This is a genomic window from Ensifer sp. Root278 (genome assembly GCF_001429285.1).
Lineage (GTDB): Bacteria > Pseudomonadota > Alphaproteobacteria > Rhizobiales > Rhizobiaceae > Ensifer.
In genome coordinates this window covers 36,303-52,427 of record NZ_LMJJ01000043.1, presented here as the reverse complement: position 1 = coordinate 52,427, position 16,125 = coordinate 36,303, and the positions used below count along the sequence as shown (strand labels likewise).

General features: G+C 58.7%; 17 protein-coding genes and 1 pseudogene. 14 read left to right on the top strand and 4 right to left on the bottom strand.

Features of this window, described 5'->3' with window-relative positions:
- Positions 1–27 precede the first annotated feature (27 nt).
- Genes ASE60_RS29465 through ASE60_RS29455 form a run of 3 tightly spaced genes read left to right on the top strand, consistent with a single transcriptional unit; the run spans position 28 to position 2,318 of the window.
- Entirely contained in the window at positions 28–858 is an 831-nt protein-coding gene (locus ASE60_RS29465; RefSeq protein WP_162261330.1) for a transporter substrate-binding domain-containing protein, read from the top strand.
- A gap of 6 nt (positions 859–864) precedes the next feature.
- Entirely contained in the window at positions 865–1,575 is a 711-nt protein-coding gene (locus ASE60_RS29460; protein ID WP_063963368.1) for an ABC transporter permease subunit, read from the top strand.
- Between the two features lie 2 nt (positions 1,576–1,577).
- Entirely contained in the window at positions 1,578–2,318 is a 741-nt protein-coding gene (locus ASE60_RS29455; protein ID WP_057255149.1) for an ABC transporter permease subunit, read from the top strand.
- A gap of 75 nt (positions 2,319–2,393) precedes the next feature.
- Here the strand turns inward: ASE60_RS29455 and ASE60_RS36120 are convergent, their stop codons facing one another.
- Positions 2,394–2,519, bottom strand: a complete 126-nt coding sequence (locus ASE60_RS36120; protein ID WP_255571468.1) for a hypothetical protein — start codon at positions 2,517–2,519, stop codon at positions 2,394–2,396.
- A 300-nt stretch (positions 2,520–2,819) separates the two neighbouring features.
- On the opposite strand from ASE60_RS36120, the gene ASE60_RS29450 reads away from it, so the two are divergent.
- The 3 genes from ASE60_RS29450 to ASE60_RS36245 all read left to right on the top strand — a co-directional run bounded on the left by ASE60_RS29450 (position 2,820) and on the right by ASE60_RS36245 (position 5,439).
- The gene (locus ASE60_RS29450; protein WP_057255148.1) at positions 2,820–4,352 is read left to right on the top strand and encodes an FAD-dependent oxidoreductase; all 1,533 of its coding nucleotides are present in this window, start codon (positions 2,820–2,822) and stop codon (positions 4,350–4,352) included.
- A gap of 245 nt (positions 4,353–4,597) precedes the next feature.
- Positions 4,598–5,161 carry a hypothetical protein gene (locus tag ASE60_RS29445; protein WP_348272240.1) on the top strand — a complete coding sequence of 188 codons (564 nt, stop codon included), beginning with the start codon at positions 4,598–4,600 and terminating at the stop codon, positions 5,159–5,161.
- Positions 5,158–5,439, top strand: coding sequence for an SHOCT domain-containing protein (locus ASE60_RS36245; protein WP_348272239.1), 282 nt, complete (start codon positions 5,158–5,160; stop codon positions 5,437–5,439). Before ASE60_RS29445 ends, ASE60_RS36245 begins: the two co-directional genes overlap by 4 nt.
- 83 nt (positions 5,440–5,522) lie before the next feature.
- Here the strand turns inward: ASE60_RS36245 and ASE60_RS29440 are convergent, their stop codons facing one another.
- The gene (locus tag ASE60_RS29440; RefSeq protein ID WP_057255531.1) at positions 5,523–6,599 is read right to left on the bottom strand and encodes a septal ring lytic transglycosylase RlpA family protein; all 1,077 of its coding nucleotides are present in this window, start codon (positions 6,597–6,599) and stop codon (positions 5,523–5,525) included.
- Positions 6,600–7,231: 632 nt separating this feature from the next.
- Between ASE60_RS29440 and ASE60_RS34235 the strand changes: the two are divergent.
- The 8 genes and pseudogenes from ASE60_RS34235 to ASE60_RS29395 all read left to right on the top strand — a co-directional run bounded on the left by ASE60_RS34235 (position 7,232) and on the right by ASE60_RS29395 (position 15,448).
- A pseudogene (locus ASE60_RS34235) lies at positions 7,232–8,210 on the top strand (IS110 family transposase).
- A 545-nt stretch (positions 8,211–8,755) separates the two neighbouring features.
- On the top strand, positions 8,756–10,141 hold the full coding sequence (locus ASE60_RS29425; RefSeq protein WP_082616213.1) for an adenylate/guanylate cyclase domain-containing protein: 1,386 nt from the start codon (positions 8,756–8,758) through the stop codon (positions 10,139–10,141).
- A 710-nt stretch (positions 10,142–10,851) separates the two neighbouring features.
- Positions 10,852–11,472: a hypothetical protein gene (locus ASE60_RS29420; RefSeq protein WP_082616211.1), complete on the top strand. Its 621-nt coding sequence runs from the start codon at positions 10,852–10,854 to the stop codon at positions 11,470–11,472.
- Positions 11,473–11,671: 199 nt separating this feature from the next.
- Positions 11,672–11,968 carry a hypothetical protein gene (locus tag ASE60_RS29415; RefSeq protein WP_156414747.1) on the top strand — a complete coding sequence of 99 codons (297 nt, stop codon included), beginning with the start codon at positions 11,672–11,674 and terminating at the stop codon, positions 11,966–11,968.
- A 52-nt stretch (positions 11,969–12,020) separates the two neighbouring features.
- A complete protein-coding gene (locus tag ASE60_RS29410; RefSeq protein ID WP_057255143.1) occupies positions 12,021–12,497 on the top strand; it encodes a hypothetical protein in 477 nt (158 codons plus the stop codon).
- Between the two features lie 580 nt (positions 12,498–13,077).
- Positions 13,078–13,563 (top strand): adenosine-specific kinase, encoded by a 486-nt coding sequence (locus ASE60_RS29405; protein ID WP_057255142.1) that lies wholly within the window; start codon positions 13,078–13,080, stop codon positions 13,561–13,563.
- Positions 13,564–14,126: 563 nt separating this feature from the next.
- Positions 14,127–14,324 (top strand): hypothetical protein, encoded by a 198-nt coding sequence (locus tag ASE60_RS29400; RefSeq protein WP_057255141.1) that lies wholly within the window; start codon positions 14,127–14,129, stop codon positions 14,322–14,324.
- 938 nt (positions 14,325–15,262) lie between these two features.
- On the top strand, positions 15,263–15,448 hold the full coding sequence (locus ASE60_RS29395; RefSeq protein WP_057255140.1) for a hypothetical protein: 186 nt from the start codon (positions 15,263–15,265) through the stop codon (positions 15,446–15,448).
- Between the two features lie 41 nt (positions 15,449–15,489).
- On the opposite strand, the gene ASE60_RS29390 is transcribed toward ASE60_RS29395, so the two are convergent.
- Together ASE60_RS29390 and ASE60_RS35340 are read right to left on the bottom strand one after the other, a co-directional pair.
- Positions 15,490–15,735 (bottom strand): DUF982 domain-containing protein, encoded by a 246-nt coding sequence (locus ASE60_RS29390; protein ID WP_057255139.1) that lies wholly within the window; start codon positions 15,733–15,735, stop codon positions 15,490–15,492.
- 73 nt (positions 15,736–15,808) lie between these two features.
- Positions 15,809–15,973 carry a hypothetical protein gene (locus ASE60_RS35340; RefSeq protein ID WP_200964213.1) on the bottom strand — a complete coding sequence of 55 codons (165 nt, stop codon included), beginning with the start codon at positions 15,971–15,973 and terminating at the stop codon, positions 15,809–15,811.
- Between the last annotated feature and the right edge of the window lie 152 nt (positions 15,974–16,125).

Here is a 16,125-nt window from a genome sequence, read left to right as displayed (position 1 = left end):
AACACAAATACAAAGAGGGGGACAATCATGAATGCAAAATGGACGGAACTGGTCGCAGCGTTGACGCTTGCAGCATTATGCGCGACGCCAGTCTTGGCTGAGGACTTACCTGAAGTGCGCATCGGAACGGATGGCGGCTATCTTCCCTGGACCTCGATGACGCCTGCGGGAGAGCTGACCGGTTTCGATATTGAACTGGCAAGGCTCGTGTGTCAGCGGATGCAGCGCAGCTGCCGCTTCACCGCCCAACCCTGGGAAGGACAGATTCCCGCTCTTGAGCAGGGCAAATATGACATCCTCGTCGGTGGGATATCGATCACCCCAGAGCGGCAGAAACGCCTTGCCTTCACGCAGAGCTACGGCAACCTGCCGATCAATTTTGCGGCCGCCAAGAATTCCGGCCTGAACGGGAAAAGCTCCTGGGCAGAGCTCAAGAATGCGCTGGTAGGCAAGACGGTCGGCGTCCAATCCGGCACGCAAAGTCAAAAGTTCATGGACAATGAACTGAAGGGCGAAGTCAACGTCCGCCTCTACGACAATCAGGACAGCCTCAATCTCGACCTATTGGCTGGAAGGATTGACGCCGCGCTTGCGGGGCGTTCCCCGTGGATAGCTCTCACGGGTTCGTCACAAGGCGAAACGATCGAGATCCTGTCGCCCAATCTTGATTTCGAGCAGTTCGACTATCTCGGCGTCGGTGTCGGCGGACTGATGCGCAAGGATACCGAGGAGCTTCGCAAAGCATGGGACGTGGCCCTTTGCCAACTGAAGAAAGACGGCGAAATCACACGGATTTCGCAGCAATGGTTTGGTTTCGATATCTCGACCAAGGCCGACCCGAAAATCTGCGGGGAATGATTTTTGATGGCTGCGGACGCGTCCATTCTTCAAATGCTGGCCTGGGGCGATCAGGGCTGGTCCAGGCCGCTCCTATTCGGGCTCGGCGTCACCGTAACCTGCGCGAGCCTCGGCTACGTTCTCGGTGTCGCCCTTGGGTTTGCGATTGCACTGGCGAAGCTCGGAAGCAATCGCTGGATCGCGGGCGCAGCCAATCTCTATACGACGGTGATGCGAGGAGTGCCGCCCTTGCTCGTCATATTCCTTCTCTTTTTCGGAACCAACGGGGCGCTGATGTGGGTCGCGCGCGGTTTCGGTTACACCGGCTACATCGAAATAGACGCGTTTTCGGTCGGCGTGATGGCCGTCACGCTCGTCTCGGCATCCTATAGCTCCGAAGTGTTCCGCGGCGCGCACGGCACAATTCCAGCCGGGCAGTTCGAGGCTTTCGCCGCGCTCGGCCTTCGTCCGTTTCTGGGACTCTATTTGGTCATCATGCCGCAAATGTTCCGGCAGGCCCTGCCGGGCCTGGGCAATGTCTGGATCATGGCCATCAAGGAAACGACACTGCTTTCCGTGATCTCTGTGGCCGAGCTTATGCGGGTCGTCGGCCTCGCCGGGCGCACGACCGGACAACCCTTCGTCTTTTACGGCGCCGCGGCTGTCATCTATTTCGTGCTTGTCGCGGTATCCTCGCGGGTGTTCGTCGCCGTCGAGAACAGAATGCGCTGGGGCTGATCATGGATTTCGAAACGACACTACACGTTGCTAGCGAGCTGGCTGGCGCAATCTGGGTCACATTGGCACTGGCGGCAGCAACCCTCCCACTTGGTTTCGTCCTGGCGGGTATTGCCACTTGGGCGCGTGCTTCGCGTCATGGGTCTCTTCGGGCTATCGCATCAGCCTATGTTCTAGCGTTCCGCTCCACGCCGCTGCTGGTTCAGATCTTCGTCCTTTACTATGGCCTCAGCCAGTTCGCATGGCTGCGCGAAAGTCCAGCCTGGATCCTGTTGAGGGAGCCTTTCGCCTGTGCGGTGATCGCCATGAGCCTTTGCTCGGGCGCGTATACGGCCGAGGTGATGCGCGGCGGTCTGGCCGCCGTGCCCAAAGGCGCGATCGAGGCAGCCCGCGCGCTGGGACTGTCGTCAATCAAGGTCTTTTTTCTCGTCACCGCTCCGATAGCTGTGAGACGCGCTTTGGCGGCCTACAGCAACGAGATCGTCGTGACGCTCAAGGCGACGTCGCTTGCCAGCACCATCACGGTGATGGAACTGACCGGTGTAGCAAAGGATCTGATGAGCGAGACCTTCGCTGTCATCCAGGTATTCTGCATGGTAGCCGCCATATATTTGGTCATCAATTCGGCACTGATCCTCGGGTTGCGTTTGTTGGAAATCTACCTTGCTCCACAACACGAGCGGCCGCTTAGGCATCAGCGCCGGAGAAATCGAAAGGCTGAAGTAAGATCAGCGGATGCATGAGTTAAAGCCGAGCGAAGTCAAAACTTGACGCTCTCGAACGGATTCGAACCATCGGTCGCATAGTTTGCCGCAGCCTCAGACCGCAACTCCGGCATTACGATAACCATCAAGCCAAAGAGCCGCGTCCTCTTTCAAGCTGCAGATCTCGGCGGTAATGCGGGCGTATAAGGCGGCATCGAAGTCGTCGGGCAGTTCGCTCACCGCCCTACTTGCCTCACTGATCCTTTCCAGCTGCGCAAGACACGCCGCCTCGTTCAGCTGCGAGCGGGGCCAACTCCGCCGGCTTGAAGTCGAAAATGGTTCGGAAAATCGCGATTGGCACAGCGCCGGTGCCCGGGTTGCTCCTATGGGGCATATTGCGAAAATTGCGCGCAACTGCAGGTCAAATTCGCTTGCCTGGGAGCCAGAATGGCGGACAATTCCAGACGAGTTGCCTGTTGGGTAGACAAGCCCAGCGTCGCAGTGGGCGACACCGGCAGCTGCCCTTCGACGGAGGAGAAGATGGCCGGTAACCATTCAGACCCGAGCGGACCCGACCTCGCCTTCGGCATTGCGCTCGCCGATCTCCCCGATGGCGGAAAGGTGGTCGGTCATCGCGATGGCGAGCCGGTGCTTCTGGTGCGCCGCGGATCCGAGATCTTCGCGATAGCCGCCAGCTGCTCGCACTACGGTGGGCCGCTGGTCGACGGCCTCGTCGCCTACGACACCGTTCGCTGCCCTTGGCATCACGCCTGCTTTGATCTGCGCACCGGAGAGGCCCTGCGTGCTCCAGCGTTATCGCCGCTCGCCTGCTGGTCGGTTGAACAGCACGGCGACAAAATAATCGTCGGCGAGAAGCGCAAGAAGCAGTCGCCGGTCTCACGCGAAGGCGATGCCGGAGCGGCTCCAGAAAAGATCGTCATCGTCGGTGGCGGCGCCGCCGGCTTTGCTGCCGCCGAAAGACTGCGGCGCGAACAATTTCAGGGCGCCATCGTCATGATCAGCGATGACGAGGCGCTGCCCGTCGACCGCCCTAACCTGTCGAAGGACTATCTTGCCGGAAAGGCGCCGGAGGACTGGATCCCACTGCGCAAGGAGGGCTTCTATGCCAAGAACGGCATCGACTTGCGCCTCGGAACCAGGGTTGCCGGCATAGATGTCCGCGCCAGCGAAATCTTGCTCGCCGATGGGGCGCGGGTCGCCTTCGACAGACTGTTGCTGGCGATGGGCGCCGAACCGGTTCGCCTGACCATACCCGGCGCCGACCAGCCTCATGTCCACACGCTGCGCTCGCTTGCCGACAGTCGGAAGATCATCGCGCAAGCCGGCACCGCACGCGGCGCCGTCGTCCTGGGCGCCAGCTTCATCGGCCTCGAAGTTGCCGCCGCCCTTCGAGGCCGCGGTGTCAAAGTGCATGTGGTGGCGCCCGAGGAACGGCCGATGGAACGGATACTGGGGCCGCAGATCGGCAATTTCATCCGCGCCCTGCATGAGGAGAATGGCGTCATCTTCCACCTTGGGGATACCGCGGCGAGCATCGGCGCAACGGAGATCCAGCTGAGCAGCGGCGGCATCTTGGCCGCAGACATGGTCGTTGCCGGCATCGGCGTGCGGCCGCGGGTCGGTGTCGCCGAAGCGGCCGGGCTCGCCACCGATCGGGGCGTCCTGGTCGATGCCTATCTTGAGACCAGCGTGCCGGGCATATATGCGGCGGGCGATATTGCCCGGTGGCCCGATCCCCATAGCGGCGAGAACATCAGAGTGGAGCACTGGGTGGTGGCGCAGCGGCAAGGCGCTGCGGCCGCACTCAACATGCTCGGACGCCAGAAGAAGTTCACGGATGTGCCGTTCTTTTGGAGCCAGCATTACAACGTTCCGATCAACTATGTCGGCCATGCCGAGGGATGGGACGAGATCGAGGTCGAGGGCGACATTCCCGCCAAGGACTGCCTCCTGCGCTTCAAGCGCGGCGGACGTGTGCTGGCGGTCGCCACGATCTTCCGCGACACCGAGAGCCTCGAGGCAGAACTGGCGATGGAGCGGGGCGAGGCCTAGGAGTGACGAATTACTATCTGGTCGATAGGGCGATAGCGAGTTTGACGAAGCACATTCGCAACACGCTATGAGAAGCTCTTCGCCCATTTCAAATCGAGAAACGCCTAGACTGCATTGAAAGGCAGGGCAACGCGCGGGTATTATCGGCGTACTGGATTTCACCACGACGGCTAAAATCGGATTTGCAGACCTTCAAACGGAACAGACAGGCGACCTCAGCGGAGAGGAGTAAGGAAGCGATCGCGATGAGACAACTCAGTGAAGAGGGCCGACGAACCCTGGGAGGGATTGCAGAGCGGTACGGGGTCAGCCTCGGCGCGGTGGAGCACCTTCTGATGGCGATTATCGCCGGGCAGGCGACACAGGCCCAGTTCAACCATCCCGATCTAGGTGGAATGGGGCAATGGTCGGAGGGCGGGATGATCATGGTCGGCGACATGTTCAACAATGCGCTGAAGGCGAACGTGGCCGGAGTTTGTTCCGAGCTTTCTGCCTTGGTGCGCGGCATGGATTTACCGGGCCCGCAGACGCCGTCCCAGTCCCAATATCAAGGTCAGGGCGGCGGCGTCAGCCTGTTCGTGCCTGGCGCGCTGTCTGCTGGGAACTGGTGGCCCGAGGAGTTAGGGCATCCTGCCTCGACCGGGGCGCAGAATGACCTGCGCTATGCCTTTTTCCCGACAACCCGACGGCTAGCGATCGATATCGGCGGCCGGGTTATGGTCTATGACACGAAGGACCATCGCATTGGCGGGTTCTCGCAACAGCAAAGCGGCGACCAGTCGCTGAGCTTTACCTCCCAGTATGGGTGAAAATTTCGGAACTGGATGTGATACGGCAGGGCGGCAAGGAACCGGCAGACACGCCGACTACCGAAGCATCCGCCGCCACGGCTGCGCCGTCGATATTCGCATCGTCCGCGTCGGAATCCGCCGAGCCACAACAGGGGGCACATCCAGCGCCGGAGGCGGTTCGGTCGGATGAGGACATCTTCGACAAGATCGAACGCCTCGCGGCACTTCATGCGAAAGGCATTCTCACGGATCAGGAATTCGAGGCCACGAAGTCGGAGTTGCTCAGCCGACTATAGTATCCGATGAACGGGGCTTGCCACGGAGGTCAATGGAGGGATTTTCATCGAGCCGCGCCGGGCGATGACGACCGTCAACGACGCTAGGTAAGACCTAATGTTGTGCCCCGCCAGCGGCAGCCGCTTTGGCAAGAGCGGCGTCGCCTTATGAAGATTACCCCGGCAAGACGCTTGGTGCCGCTGCCGGCCGCCAGAGGGGGAACTTGAACTCCACACATGTCGCGCAGACCGTCATCGCCGTCCTCGTCCAAGCAATATTTGACACCAAGCGTCGCCAGGAAGCGCATTTCGTGAGTCTGTGGTGCGATCTTGGCGCTTCGTGACACCGATGGTGTGTATTCGGACAGCCAATCAGGCAACATCCCGAGTTGGTTGGATGTGTGTGACGCGATCTGGTAGGAGGCGCCCGGCGTTTTTCCGGCAAGGTTCGTCCGCGTTGGAGAGAAAGACTGACTGTCGCTTCGCAACTGGTCGCCAATCGACTGATTCGAGGCCACCATCACGCCGGTTGCGATTTGAGGCTCCGAATTGTCGGCTGGGAAACGGTCACTCTTCTTGATGTAGGAGGCTAGGAGGTAGGGCATGTCGTCCCCACCCAAGCGGGCGCGCCCCACATACTGCACCCGAACGGATGCCGTGCCACGGTGCTTCAGGTCCAGCATGTCTGCTGCTTTGCTGGAAACGTCGATGATGCGACCCTTTCGATAAGGACCGCGATCGTTGACGCGCAGGATGAGCGAAGAACCGTTTTCAAGATTGGTCACCCGCACATAGCTGGGCAAGGGAAGGGTCGGATGTGCGGCGGACAGGTGTTTCGGGTCATAATCTTCGCCGTTTGCGGTCCGCCTCCCCCGAAAAGCTGAGCCGTACCAGGAAGCCACCCCCTTCCTGTCGTAGTTCGGGTCCTCCTTCGGAAAATAGCTCTTGCCTTTCACTACATAGGGCTTGCCAACCACATAGCGGCCACCGCCCTTGGCGACATTCTTGCGGTGGGCGACCCACGGGTTAGCCTTCGCTCCGTATACCTTTTCGGAGATGTATGCTTTGCTGCGGTTCGTGTTGGGCGCTTGCGTGGTCGTACAGGTAGCACAGCAGGCGCAGATCACCGTAATCGCCAACCATCGCACACCTTTCGCAGGCGTATTTACCTCAATGACCATCTGTCCAACGCTGGCGACGGACTTCCATGCTGCGGCAAGCCTCGACATAAGCGCTCATGTCGGCCACGCGCCAGCAGTCTGTGCACTGGGTCCAGAAACAGACGGAATAGCAGCTGTGGCACTCGTCGATGCATCACTGCACTTGGGGTCTCGCCATTAATTCGCTCCTCCCGTGAAAGTAACTGTTAAATCAGATCTGATGCCAAAAAGTTCCACGGGGACACACACACACACACACACACGACGTTGTTGGAGTCGCCTCGGCCTCGCTACGCTTGAGGCCTCTTTGGGGGGAGGAAACGGCTGCCCACTTGCCTATCATCCAGTTGAAACCTGCACGCCCCACGACCGACGATTCCCTCGCCTTGAGATCCCATCAGGGGTGGATAGCGGCCTGCACCGTGGCAGAGTGAGGTCGCTAGAAAACTCTCTGGAGGCCAACCATGCCGATGACAGCAGATCAAACTCAAGCACGGGCCGCTACCCACATCGATCTTGGCGCAATTTTCGTCTCGTTGGAATTGCGCAAATCCACATGGCTCGTGACGGCGCTTTCGCCGGGGAGCGAAAAGATGTCTCGTTTTGCTGTTGCTGGAGGCGACATCACCGGCTTGTTCTCATGTTTTGCCTCCCTGCGCCAGAAAGTCCAGCGGCGCAAGGACAGGCTCTACCCGCTGGTCGTGATCCAAGAAGCCGGGCTTGATGGCTTCTGGCTGGGGCGAGTGCTCAGCAAGGAAACCTGGATCGAGAGCCATATTGTGGAAGCCGCATCCATTGCCATGCCGCGCCGTCATCGCCGCGCAAAGACGGACCGCATCGATGGCGAAACCTTGATACGCGCCTTGATGGCCTGGAAACGCGGCGAGCCGCGTGCTTGTTCAATGGTCAAGTTGCTTACGCCCGGATGAGGAAGACATCCGCAGGCTTGGACGGGAGCGAAAAACCCTGATTGCGGAGCGTGTTTTCCACGTCAATCGCATAAAGGGGCTGCTGTTTACGCAAGGAATACGAGAGTACGAGCCATTGCGTCGCGATCGCCGTCAGCGACTGGAGGAAGCTCGTACTGGCGATGGCCGGATGCTATCAAAGCACCTGAAAGCCGAAATCTGCCGAGAACTCGATCGCCTTGAATTGCTACTTACACCGATCAAGGCTGTGGAAGCAGACCGGGATGCTTTGATCGCTCGCGAGACAGCCGAGACACCGCCAAGAGCCGCCGCGCTCTTAGGAATCCGGGGAATAGGTCCTGAGTTCGCGACGATCCTCTACTCGGAAGGTCTGTTCAGACACTTCGACAATCGGCGCCAAGTCGCTGCCTACGCGGGACTAGCTCCCTCGCCTTGGCAAAGCGGCAACGTTAATCGTGAGCAAGGTGTCTCGAAGGCAGGAAATCCGCGTTTGCGAGCGACGATGGTCGAGCTTGCCTGGTTGTGGCTGCGTCACCAACCAAATTCGGCGCTCGCTCTCTGGTTCAAGGAGCGCATTGCCCGCAACAGCGGCCGTCTCAAACAGCCGATGATCGTGGCTTTGGCTCGCAAGTTGCTGGTTGCACTTTGGAAATACGTGAGCTCTGGCGTCGTCATCGAGGGCGCGATCATGAAAAGCGCTTAAGCCATCAAACCAGCCAATAGACCTAAATTCCAATCCTCAGGGCTTGATCAGCCCTGACGGATCCAGGTGGACGGACCGGGATTCCGTTTGGCTTTACCCGCCGACCTTGAGATTGGTCCCGTTCTCCTGAGCCCGTTCCCGTCGAAAGCGGGTTAGTGGTGCAGCCGTAACAAGCGGCGACCGGATGTGAGATTGTACAGGTCCGGGGACGGGCCGGTAAATGCTATGGGCTCAGACCGTGGATCCGCTTACGAAGGAACAATTCGATGCCACGTGAATGAACCATTGACAAAAATCCTGATGTGAACGGAATCGAACCGATGGCGTTTTGTCGCGTCGCTTAAGCCACTTCCGCTATTGAACAATGCAAGAGGCGCTGCCTTTGTGCAGGGCACTTCCCTCTTGCGATACTTTCGCGATCAGCGCCAATCGTTAAGCCGACACCTCCGAGACCACCGATGGACTTTGCGGCCTCCCGGCCCCGTACAGGATTCGATCGCCTGCTCCCTTGGTGTTAGAATTGGGACCAACCCGCGGAGTCGAAGATGACGACCAGAGTAACCGCCCTGCCTGATCAGACGGACTTCGACGTGACCGCCAGCGAGACCTTGCTGGAGGCGGCCTTGAGATCGGGCGTGCCGTTCGCGCATGCATGCGGCGGGCGGGCGAAATGCTCGACCTGCCGTGTCTGGATCCTCTCTGGCTTGGAGGCCTGCCCAAATCGGAATGCCGCTGAGGCTTCGATGGCGGACCGATTGAGTTTGACGGACGAAGTTCGGTTGGCTTGCCAGCTTAAACCTCAAGGCGACCTTCGTATCCGGCGACTGGTGTTGGACGAAACCGACCTGATGATCACCAACCAACTTGGCGCAACAGCCGCGACACGTTCTGGGGAAGCGAAGCACGTCGCGGTGTTCTTCAGCGACATTGTCGATTTCACGGCGCTGTCGGAGAAGCTCTCTGCCTACGACGTGATGTATCTACTCAATCGCTACTTCGCCCAGGTCGGCGACATCATCGAGAAGAATGGCGGGTTCATCGACAGTTTCATTGGTGACGGGCTCATGGCCATATTCGGCATTGATGGTCAACCTGACGCACCGCTCCGTGCCGTCAATGCAGCCCTCCAGACTCTCGGCACCGTGGATCGATTGAAGCCGTTCTTTGCCTCGATGTATGGCATCGACTTCGAGATCCGCATCGGCCTCAACTACGGCGAGGCTGTCATCGGGACATTGGGTTTTTCCGGACATGGACGACTGACCGCCGTTGGTGACGTTGTGAATGTGGCGAGCCGGATCGAGGCCGCCAACAAGGATGCCGGTACGCGGCTGCTGATATCCGAACCGCTCCGTAACGCACTTGCCGATAAAGTTGAAATCGCTGACTTTGTCAGGGTGCGCCTTCGCGGTACGAGCGAGCGCACGACGCTATTCGAAGTCGATAGGCTAAGGCCCGAAATCGACGCCGAACTCAACGCCAAGCCCTCCCGCGAAACCATCCGACATGGCGGCAGAAGGTGGGTTTGCGCTCTTGCTGAACAAGACCTTCAGCTCCACGAAAGACGGATCCTCGACTTCGAGGACTACGACATCGTCATCGTTCGCGAAGCGGATGGCTATTGTGCCTTCAACAACGCCTGCCCACATCTTCACCTGCCTTTATACGAGCGTCGCAGTCCAGCCCAGACAAAAGGGCTGCAACTCCCACACACCGAAAGTGCGATTACCAGCGATCTTGGCCTGGTTTGCCGATGGCATCACAGCTGTTTTGATCTGCTCACAGGCGAAATCAGGCAGTGGGCGCAGTTGCAGCAGGATGGCACCGCGCCTGGCTATGAATACGCGGGCGACATTTCGAAAAACCGCGCCAAGCTGGTTGTTTACCCGTGCCGCGTACAGGACGGCTCTGTCTGGATCGGCTTGGACTGACCGCCCTAGCTTTGCCGGAGACCGGGTGGGTGAAGCTCCGACCATGGCTGGCTCGATCGGCCTGCAGTAAGACTGCTCCGCGCCTTCGGCTGTCGGGATGTAGCCTATGGCCTCGTCAGCGGACCCGCGCTGTAAGCGCTATCTGCCATACGACGGGCCCGCTGTCGTTTGTCGGCCTGGCTCTGCTTGCGGGCGGCCCGGCCGTCATCGGGATCTGGACCGGACGCCTCGCCTACTCGCTGCAGTGGACTCGAGCTTGCCGTCGGAGCCGGCGCGATCGCACCAGGTCGTCGTGGAGGTGTGCGGCCTGATCGGGCGCTCGAACAGACAAGGCATCAAGGCAGTCCTTACGCCGCCTCCTTCGCTGGTTTGGCATCCGGTGCTGCCTTTGTGTAAACCACTGGAATACTCGTCAAAATCTGAAGCACGAGCCGCATTGCGAGCTTCCTGATCCTGGTGGCGATCGCCAGGATCAGCCGCCATCAAGCCCGAAGCAGCAAAGGCGGCTAGCCGCACCTTCAATCTACAAATTGCTGAATTAGCGCGGCATCATACTTGACAATGGAACTCACCATTTCATAGAACGGGCTCGCTCCGAGACCGGGTCCCGATCGCGTTTCGGAGCAGCAAATCACAACAGTCCGAAGCATCGGACGTGCCCTGTTTCGGGGTGCGAATGCATTTGCGCGTTTTCTTGGGGGAGTTGGGAAATGGGTGTTCTGGATCTTTCTTTGTCGTCAGCGCCGCAGCTGGCCTCATACATCCGTACAACGCTACGGCTAGTCCATTTCTCGGGATTGGTTCTCGGGCTCGGCGGCGCGGTGTTTCTTGATCTGATGTTGTCACGCTACCGTCGGATGATCGTCAGCTCGGAACTCGTCGAACACGTCGAATGGATCAGCCGGTTTATCGCGGCCGGACTCTTGCTGCTCTGGGCCTCGGGCCTGGGATTTCTCCTTCTCTATCAAGTGACCGAACCCGAGAAGCTGCTCAACCCGAAGATCTGGGCCAAGGTGACGATCGTCAGCATCCTCACTGTCAACGGCTTCGCTATCCATCGCTTCGTGATACCGTTCATCCGCCGCCAAATCGGCTCCACGCTCCTCTCGGAAATCAGACCCGCCACGAAGACCGCTCTGATAGGATGCGGCGTAATTTCGATTGTCTCCTGGAGCGTGCCGGTCATCCTCGGCGCCGCGCCGCAACTGAATTTTGTGGTGCCGTGCGAGATCATACTCGGAGGCTACGCGCTGCTCTTAGTCCAGGGTTTTATTATCGCCACTCTCGTCATGCGCGACCGGCGCGACAGGTGTGCCAGCATCACCGCCTGAAACCGCGAGAGCCAGGGGTTTCCTCGATATCCAAAGAGATGTGGTCAATCGCCAGATACAGCGCCGGTTACTCGAGGCGACTGTTGAGCCTTCGGGCAAAAACATGTCGTCGCTGCAGAGCCTGTGCGTCATATTCATGTTGCTACCTATCGGATTGTGGAGGACACTGGCTTTCAGGCGTCGCCTGAAGGCGGAAACGATGGATTTCGAGAAGATCGGACGGACACGCCTTATGGTGCGGCTGCCGAGGCATCGGCAACAGCTTGCGAAGCTAAGGCTCCTTTCGCTGAGTACCCTGTTAGAGGCTTGTGGCATCGCGGTGATCACCCGGGATGAACTCCAAGGACACACGATCTCAGGCGAATCTCTGATCGCCCAATACGAAAGCAACTGTCAGGCGATCGAAGACAAAGTGGTGAGATTGCTCACCAATATCAGTGCCCGCTTTGTTAATTGGGTGCCCGCCTCTTCGCCTGTGACTTTCTCGGCGATCTGACACTGCTTCCCTTCGCACTGTTTGCTTCACCCTCGAACGCTAGAGGCAGACGATGGAGCAACAGCACTATTTCCACGTCGTCGTTTGGACCGCTCAGAGTGGTGACGAACCGATTTTTCTGTTCGGGGACCTGAGTGAAAAGCAGCTCAAAAGGCAATTTCTCAATCCCTATCACACCGGCGGGAACATCTTTGCGCAGCAGAAAGTTCTGAAAGCCACGGAGCTCACGGCGGTCAGGATCATCGAAACGCCGAATGTGAAGGACGAAGCTCTCAAGGCGGTGCAAGAACGCAGTTTGTGGCGGATAGAGGAGTTTAGGCGACAGCGAAAGTGGGCATCCATGACGTCAGCCGGCTATGGATGGGACGATGACGACATTGCCTATGCCGGCAAAGACGTCACCACCAGCTATGTCAACGGTAAGCCTGGTTCCCCTAGCCTACTGAGCCAAATCACTCACAATCATTGGGTCCGAGTCGTGAGCGCCGGGCTGGTCCTTCTCTTACTGCTTGCGTGGCTTAACGTTTGAGGACCCAACCATCGGGTTACTGGACCTTTGGCTTGCGGACGGATGCAGTGCCGCGAATGCCGTCCACGAGCAGAGGCTCAGTCATGCTACGACGAGCGCGCCGGCGAAATCCGGAAGGGTTAGCGCTTCTCTGGCGCGATACAGAACGGCCATCGTACTGGCGCGGCCCTACTGGCGTTGTCGCAGCTCACGTTGTGAGCAATGCGATCTGAGATTGAAAAAGGGCCCAGAACGCCACGAGGATGATCTGGAGCCTTCCGTCTGAGCGTTCGAATTCACAGACGCGCCATCTATCGCTGGAAATTCACTGATTTCAAGTAAGCGGCCAACAGACCCCGTCTGGCGGGGAGGGAGCCGTCGGATATTCCCGATATCGGATACCGAATTCACCCATAAAACGACGATCCCCAGCATTTGAAAACTGACCTCACGCTTGGTCTTCGGCTCCCTTGTGTTGGTCGATCCGCGAAGAAGTGAAGGTGACAGCGCTGGGGGGCCAAAGCGGTCGCATATGGCGGCTTGAAATCGCCTTCCGTGGTCCTACCTACCATTGCGTTGCCCACCTTGAAGGAGCGCAGCCATGGAACTCACCGTGGTGCCCATCGTCAAGCCGGACGCCGCCAACTTCATCTTTGGCCAGTCGCATTTCATCAAGACTGTGGAAGACCTCCACGAGGCGCTGGTGGGCGCGGTTCCTGGCATCCGCTTCGGGCTGGCCTTCTGCGAGGCCTCCGGTAAGCGGCTGGTGCGCTGGTCGGGTAATGAAGAAGCCATGCTCACCCTCGCACGTGACAACGCATTGGCCATTGGCGCCGGCCACACTTTCCTGATCTTTCTGGGCGATGGATTCTTTCCCGTCAACGTGCTGGCTGCGGTGCGCGCGGTGCCAGAGGTCTGCCGCATCTATTGCGCGACGGCCAACCCGACGCAGGTGATAGTCGCTGAAACGGAGCTGGGCCGCGGCGTGCTCGGCGTGGTGGATGGCGCCTCACCGCTGGGTGTCGAAACCGACGCGGACATTACGTGGCGGAAAGACCTGCTGCGAAAGATCGGCTACAAGCTTTAGTGTCTGGATTAGGAGACGTCAGGGTGCCCTTACGGACAATACCGTCAAGCCCATGATCCAGGCAGGGACTCGTTCGTGCGACGCCAACGTTATGGTGCATGCGGTCGGCCGCACGCCATCTCCCTGGGGGCCTGGCGGCACTCTCATTGTTCGAGGATGGATTTGCAGCACAGTACGAGTCCATACTCGGAGAGACGTTTCTTGCGACCCGAAGGTTCGTCGGTTGTCGTCGATTGATGGCCCGACTTTCGAGCATCCGCCACCCCTACCCCTTGCGCGAATGCTGGAACCAGATTTCCCCTAAAATATATCGCATGGGCGAGCGGCGTTCGCTTCCGCGGGGCCCCTATATAGAAGCTTGATTGGGGGAGTTCCGGAACAACCCCACAATCGCACCCGCAATCTCCGCCTTTAATGAGACGCGGCTCTTCTGGCCGGGGGACGGCTTTCGTCGGCCTTGAAGGTGAGTTATATTACGCATCGCTTATATACAAGGGAGTGCGGTGAGATGTGCCAACCTTTCAGCGCTCTATTGCCAGCTACTTGCCTGGAGGGGGATAGAGATGGAAGACGATCGGACCACAATAACCGCGGAGTTTCAGGGTTTCGAAATCAGTATTGTCTCACGGGAGCCGCTTCTTGGGACACTTGAACTGACCTCATTCACGGGCGCGAACATCGAAGTCCCTTTGGATTACTACAGCGCAGAAGCCCTTGTTTCGGCGCTCGTACAATTTCTGGCGCAAGGCAGCAATGACTGACAGACCTTTCGCCGACTGCATCAGGCGCTCTTTCTCTCTGACGAGTACCGGCGAACCGGTAAGCTCATCAAGCCCAAAGGTTCGCATCTAACTATTTGGTCCCAGGCCGAAGTTGGGTGCCCTGCCCGAGTACCGGATCGACAATATCTAGACCTCGGTGGTGTGCGCGCGCCGTTGAAGCCGTAAAGCAGCGGCGCGGGCCGCCTCTCGAACGTTCCGCTTTTTTTATCCAGAACGGAAGCATCCGAGTCGCTCTCAGCGTAGGGTAAGGGGATAATACCGGAGCCGACCCCAAGCGGGGGCAAAGCTTCTTCAGCCGCTCGATTTTAAGAGCTTCAGGTGTGTTTGTTTCCAAAGATTTCGAAGTGATGAATTTCGACGGTCTCAACGAGGTCCGCCTCGTCCTCTAGTAGAATCGGCACTGCCATTCATGTCCAGCAGCCTTCTTAATTGACTCAACATCTTTCCAAATCGAGATCATCCAGAATTCCCGATCCCGTGGGTCGATCGGCTTGCCGGGATAAAATGCGATGAGACCTTCCTGCTGGCGGAGCCACGGTATCGAAATTCCCTCAACCTTGTTCTTCCAATCCGCCAGCCTGCCTGGCAGAACGCGAACACGGAAAATTCGTACAATCATTGAAGTACCCCCGCACCAGAATGCGTCCACACACCTCTAAGGGAGACCACCATTTTATCACTCGACCTCTTTCCCTCCCATCACCGCGCGGGGCACTTCATTTGTTCAGTGGTGATGAGGTGACAGCAGTCGGAAGGCCCTGCAAAGCACTTGGGATGCGTGTTGAAGGAGAATTCCGCATCAACTGCTCATTTGGGCCCCTTGACACGAAATTCGCGCTGTATCCGCACTCTTGCAACTCGGCTTGCGCACGAGGCTCCGCCGGCGCAACTCGCCTTGTACGGATGATGGAGGCAGCATGAGCGAGGTAGACCTCCTTCGCGAAGAAATTGCCGAGCTCGAAGCCCAGATCCTCCGCATCAAGAACAGCATGAACAAAGCCGATAACGGCGTGAAGCTGCAGAAGCTCGCGGTGATCACCCGCCTTCGTGACCGGTTTAATCGGTCTCTGGCAACCCTCGAAAAGCGCGGGGCGGCAGCATAATCGCGAGCAAGTTCCCCGGTCCCGGCGAAAGCCGCATGAAGTCAATGCAGCTTTGTGACCCTAGCCTCGGCAATGGCCGCCGCGAACGCATCTCGCGCTTGCTCCCACGGGTAGGTGCCAAGCATGGCGTCCGTGCATTTGTTCAGGGCGGCCAAATAGGCGACGCCATAGTCGACAGGCCAACTCTCGCTAAGCAGCATAGCTGCCCTGGCGGGAGTCCACACCATTTGAACTCCGTCGAGTTCCGGAAGCTGGATGATCACGCATTCGTTCCAAGTTTCGATCATCGGCGCCTCCGTTTCCTTACTGAATTAACCGCGGGATGCAACCTTCGTTCCGTCAGGGTTGTGCTGGCTGGATTCACGCTTTCAGCTTCGGTGGCTTGTCATTCTCATCCGGGTTCGGATTGGGAACCTCGTCCGGAAGGACGTCGGGCTCTGGTTCCTCGATGGGCGGCTGCGGCACGTCCGACGGCATGCCTGGAAATTCGGGATCGGGGGGCCTCGGGATCGGTTCAGTCGGCATCGTTTTCGACTCCTGTTTAGGAGGTCAACCGATACCGGACTGTGTTTGTTCCAAGATTCGATCGAGGTGGCCGCATGATTAAGCTCCGTCTCCCACCCGTCGACAGGCTGGGAACAGAGAGGCCGCAAGCGCAACCTCTGATGTCGTCATGA

Bases quoted from the DNA above. Each gene is read 5' to 3' on its own strand.
- ASE60_RS29465 (WP_162261330.1), top strand. From the start codon at position 28: ATGAATGCAAAATGGACGGAACTGGTCGCAGCGTTGACGCTTGCAGCA.
- ASE60_RS29460 (WP_063963368.1), top strand. From the start codon at position 865: ATGGCTGCGGACGCGTCCATTCTTCAAATGCTGGCCTGGGGCGATCAG.
- ASE60_RS29455 (WP_057255149.1), top strand. From the start codon at position 1,578: ATGGATTTCGAAACGACACTACACGTTGCTAGCGAGCTGGCTGGCGCA.
- ASE60_RS29450 (WP_057255148.1), top strand. From the start codon at position 2,820: ATGGCCGGTAACCATTCAGACCCGAGCGGACCCGACCTCGCCTTCGGC.
- ASE60_RS29445 (WP_348272240.1), top strand. From the start codon at position 4,598: ATGAGACAACTCAGTGAAGAGGGCCGACGAACCCTGGGAGGGATTGCA.
- ASE60_RS29440 (WP_057255531.1), bottom strand. From the start codon at position 6,599: ATGGTCATTGAGGTAAATACGCCTGCGAAAGGTGTGCGATGGTTGGCG.
- ASE60_RS29425 (WP_082616213.1), top strand. From the start codon at position 8,756: ATGACGACCAGAGTAACCGCCCTGCCTGATCAGACGGACTTCGACGTG.
- ASE60_RS29420 (WP_082616211.1), top strand. From the start codon at position 10,852: ATGGGTGTTCTGGATCTTTCTTTGTCGTCAGCGCCGCAGCTGGCCTCA.
- ASE60_RS29415 (WP_156414747.1), top strand. From the start codon at position 11,672: ATGGATTTCGAGAAGATCGGACGGACACGCCTTATGGTGCGGCTGCCG.
- ASE60_RS29410 (WP_057255143.1), top strand. From the start codon at position 12,021: ATGGAGCAACAGCACTATTTCCACGTCGTCGTTTGGACCGCTCAGAGT.
- ASE60_RS29405 (WP_057255142.1), top strand. From the start codon at position 13,078: ATGGAACTCACCGTGGTGCCCATCGTCAAGCCGGACGCCGCCAACTTC.
- ASE60_RS29400 (WP_057255141.1), top strand. From the start codon at position 14,127: ATGGAAGACGATCGGACCACAATAACCGCGGAGTTTCAGGGTTTCGAA.
- ASE60_RS29395 (WP_057255140.1), top strand. From the start codon at position 15,263: ATGAGCGAGGTAGACCTCCTTCGCGAAGAAATTGCCGAGCTCGAAGCC.
- ASE60_RS29390 (WP_057255139.1), bottom strand. From the start codon at position 15,735: ATGATCGAAACTTGGAACGAATGCGTGATCATCCAGCTTCCGGAACTC.
- ASE60_RS35340 (WP_200964213.1), bottom strand. From the start codon at position 15,973: ATGCCGACTGAACCGATCCCGAGGCCCCCCGATCCCGAATTTCCAGGC.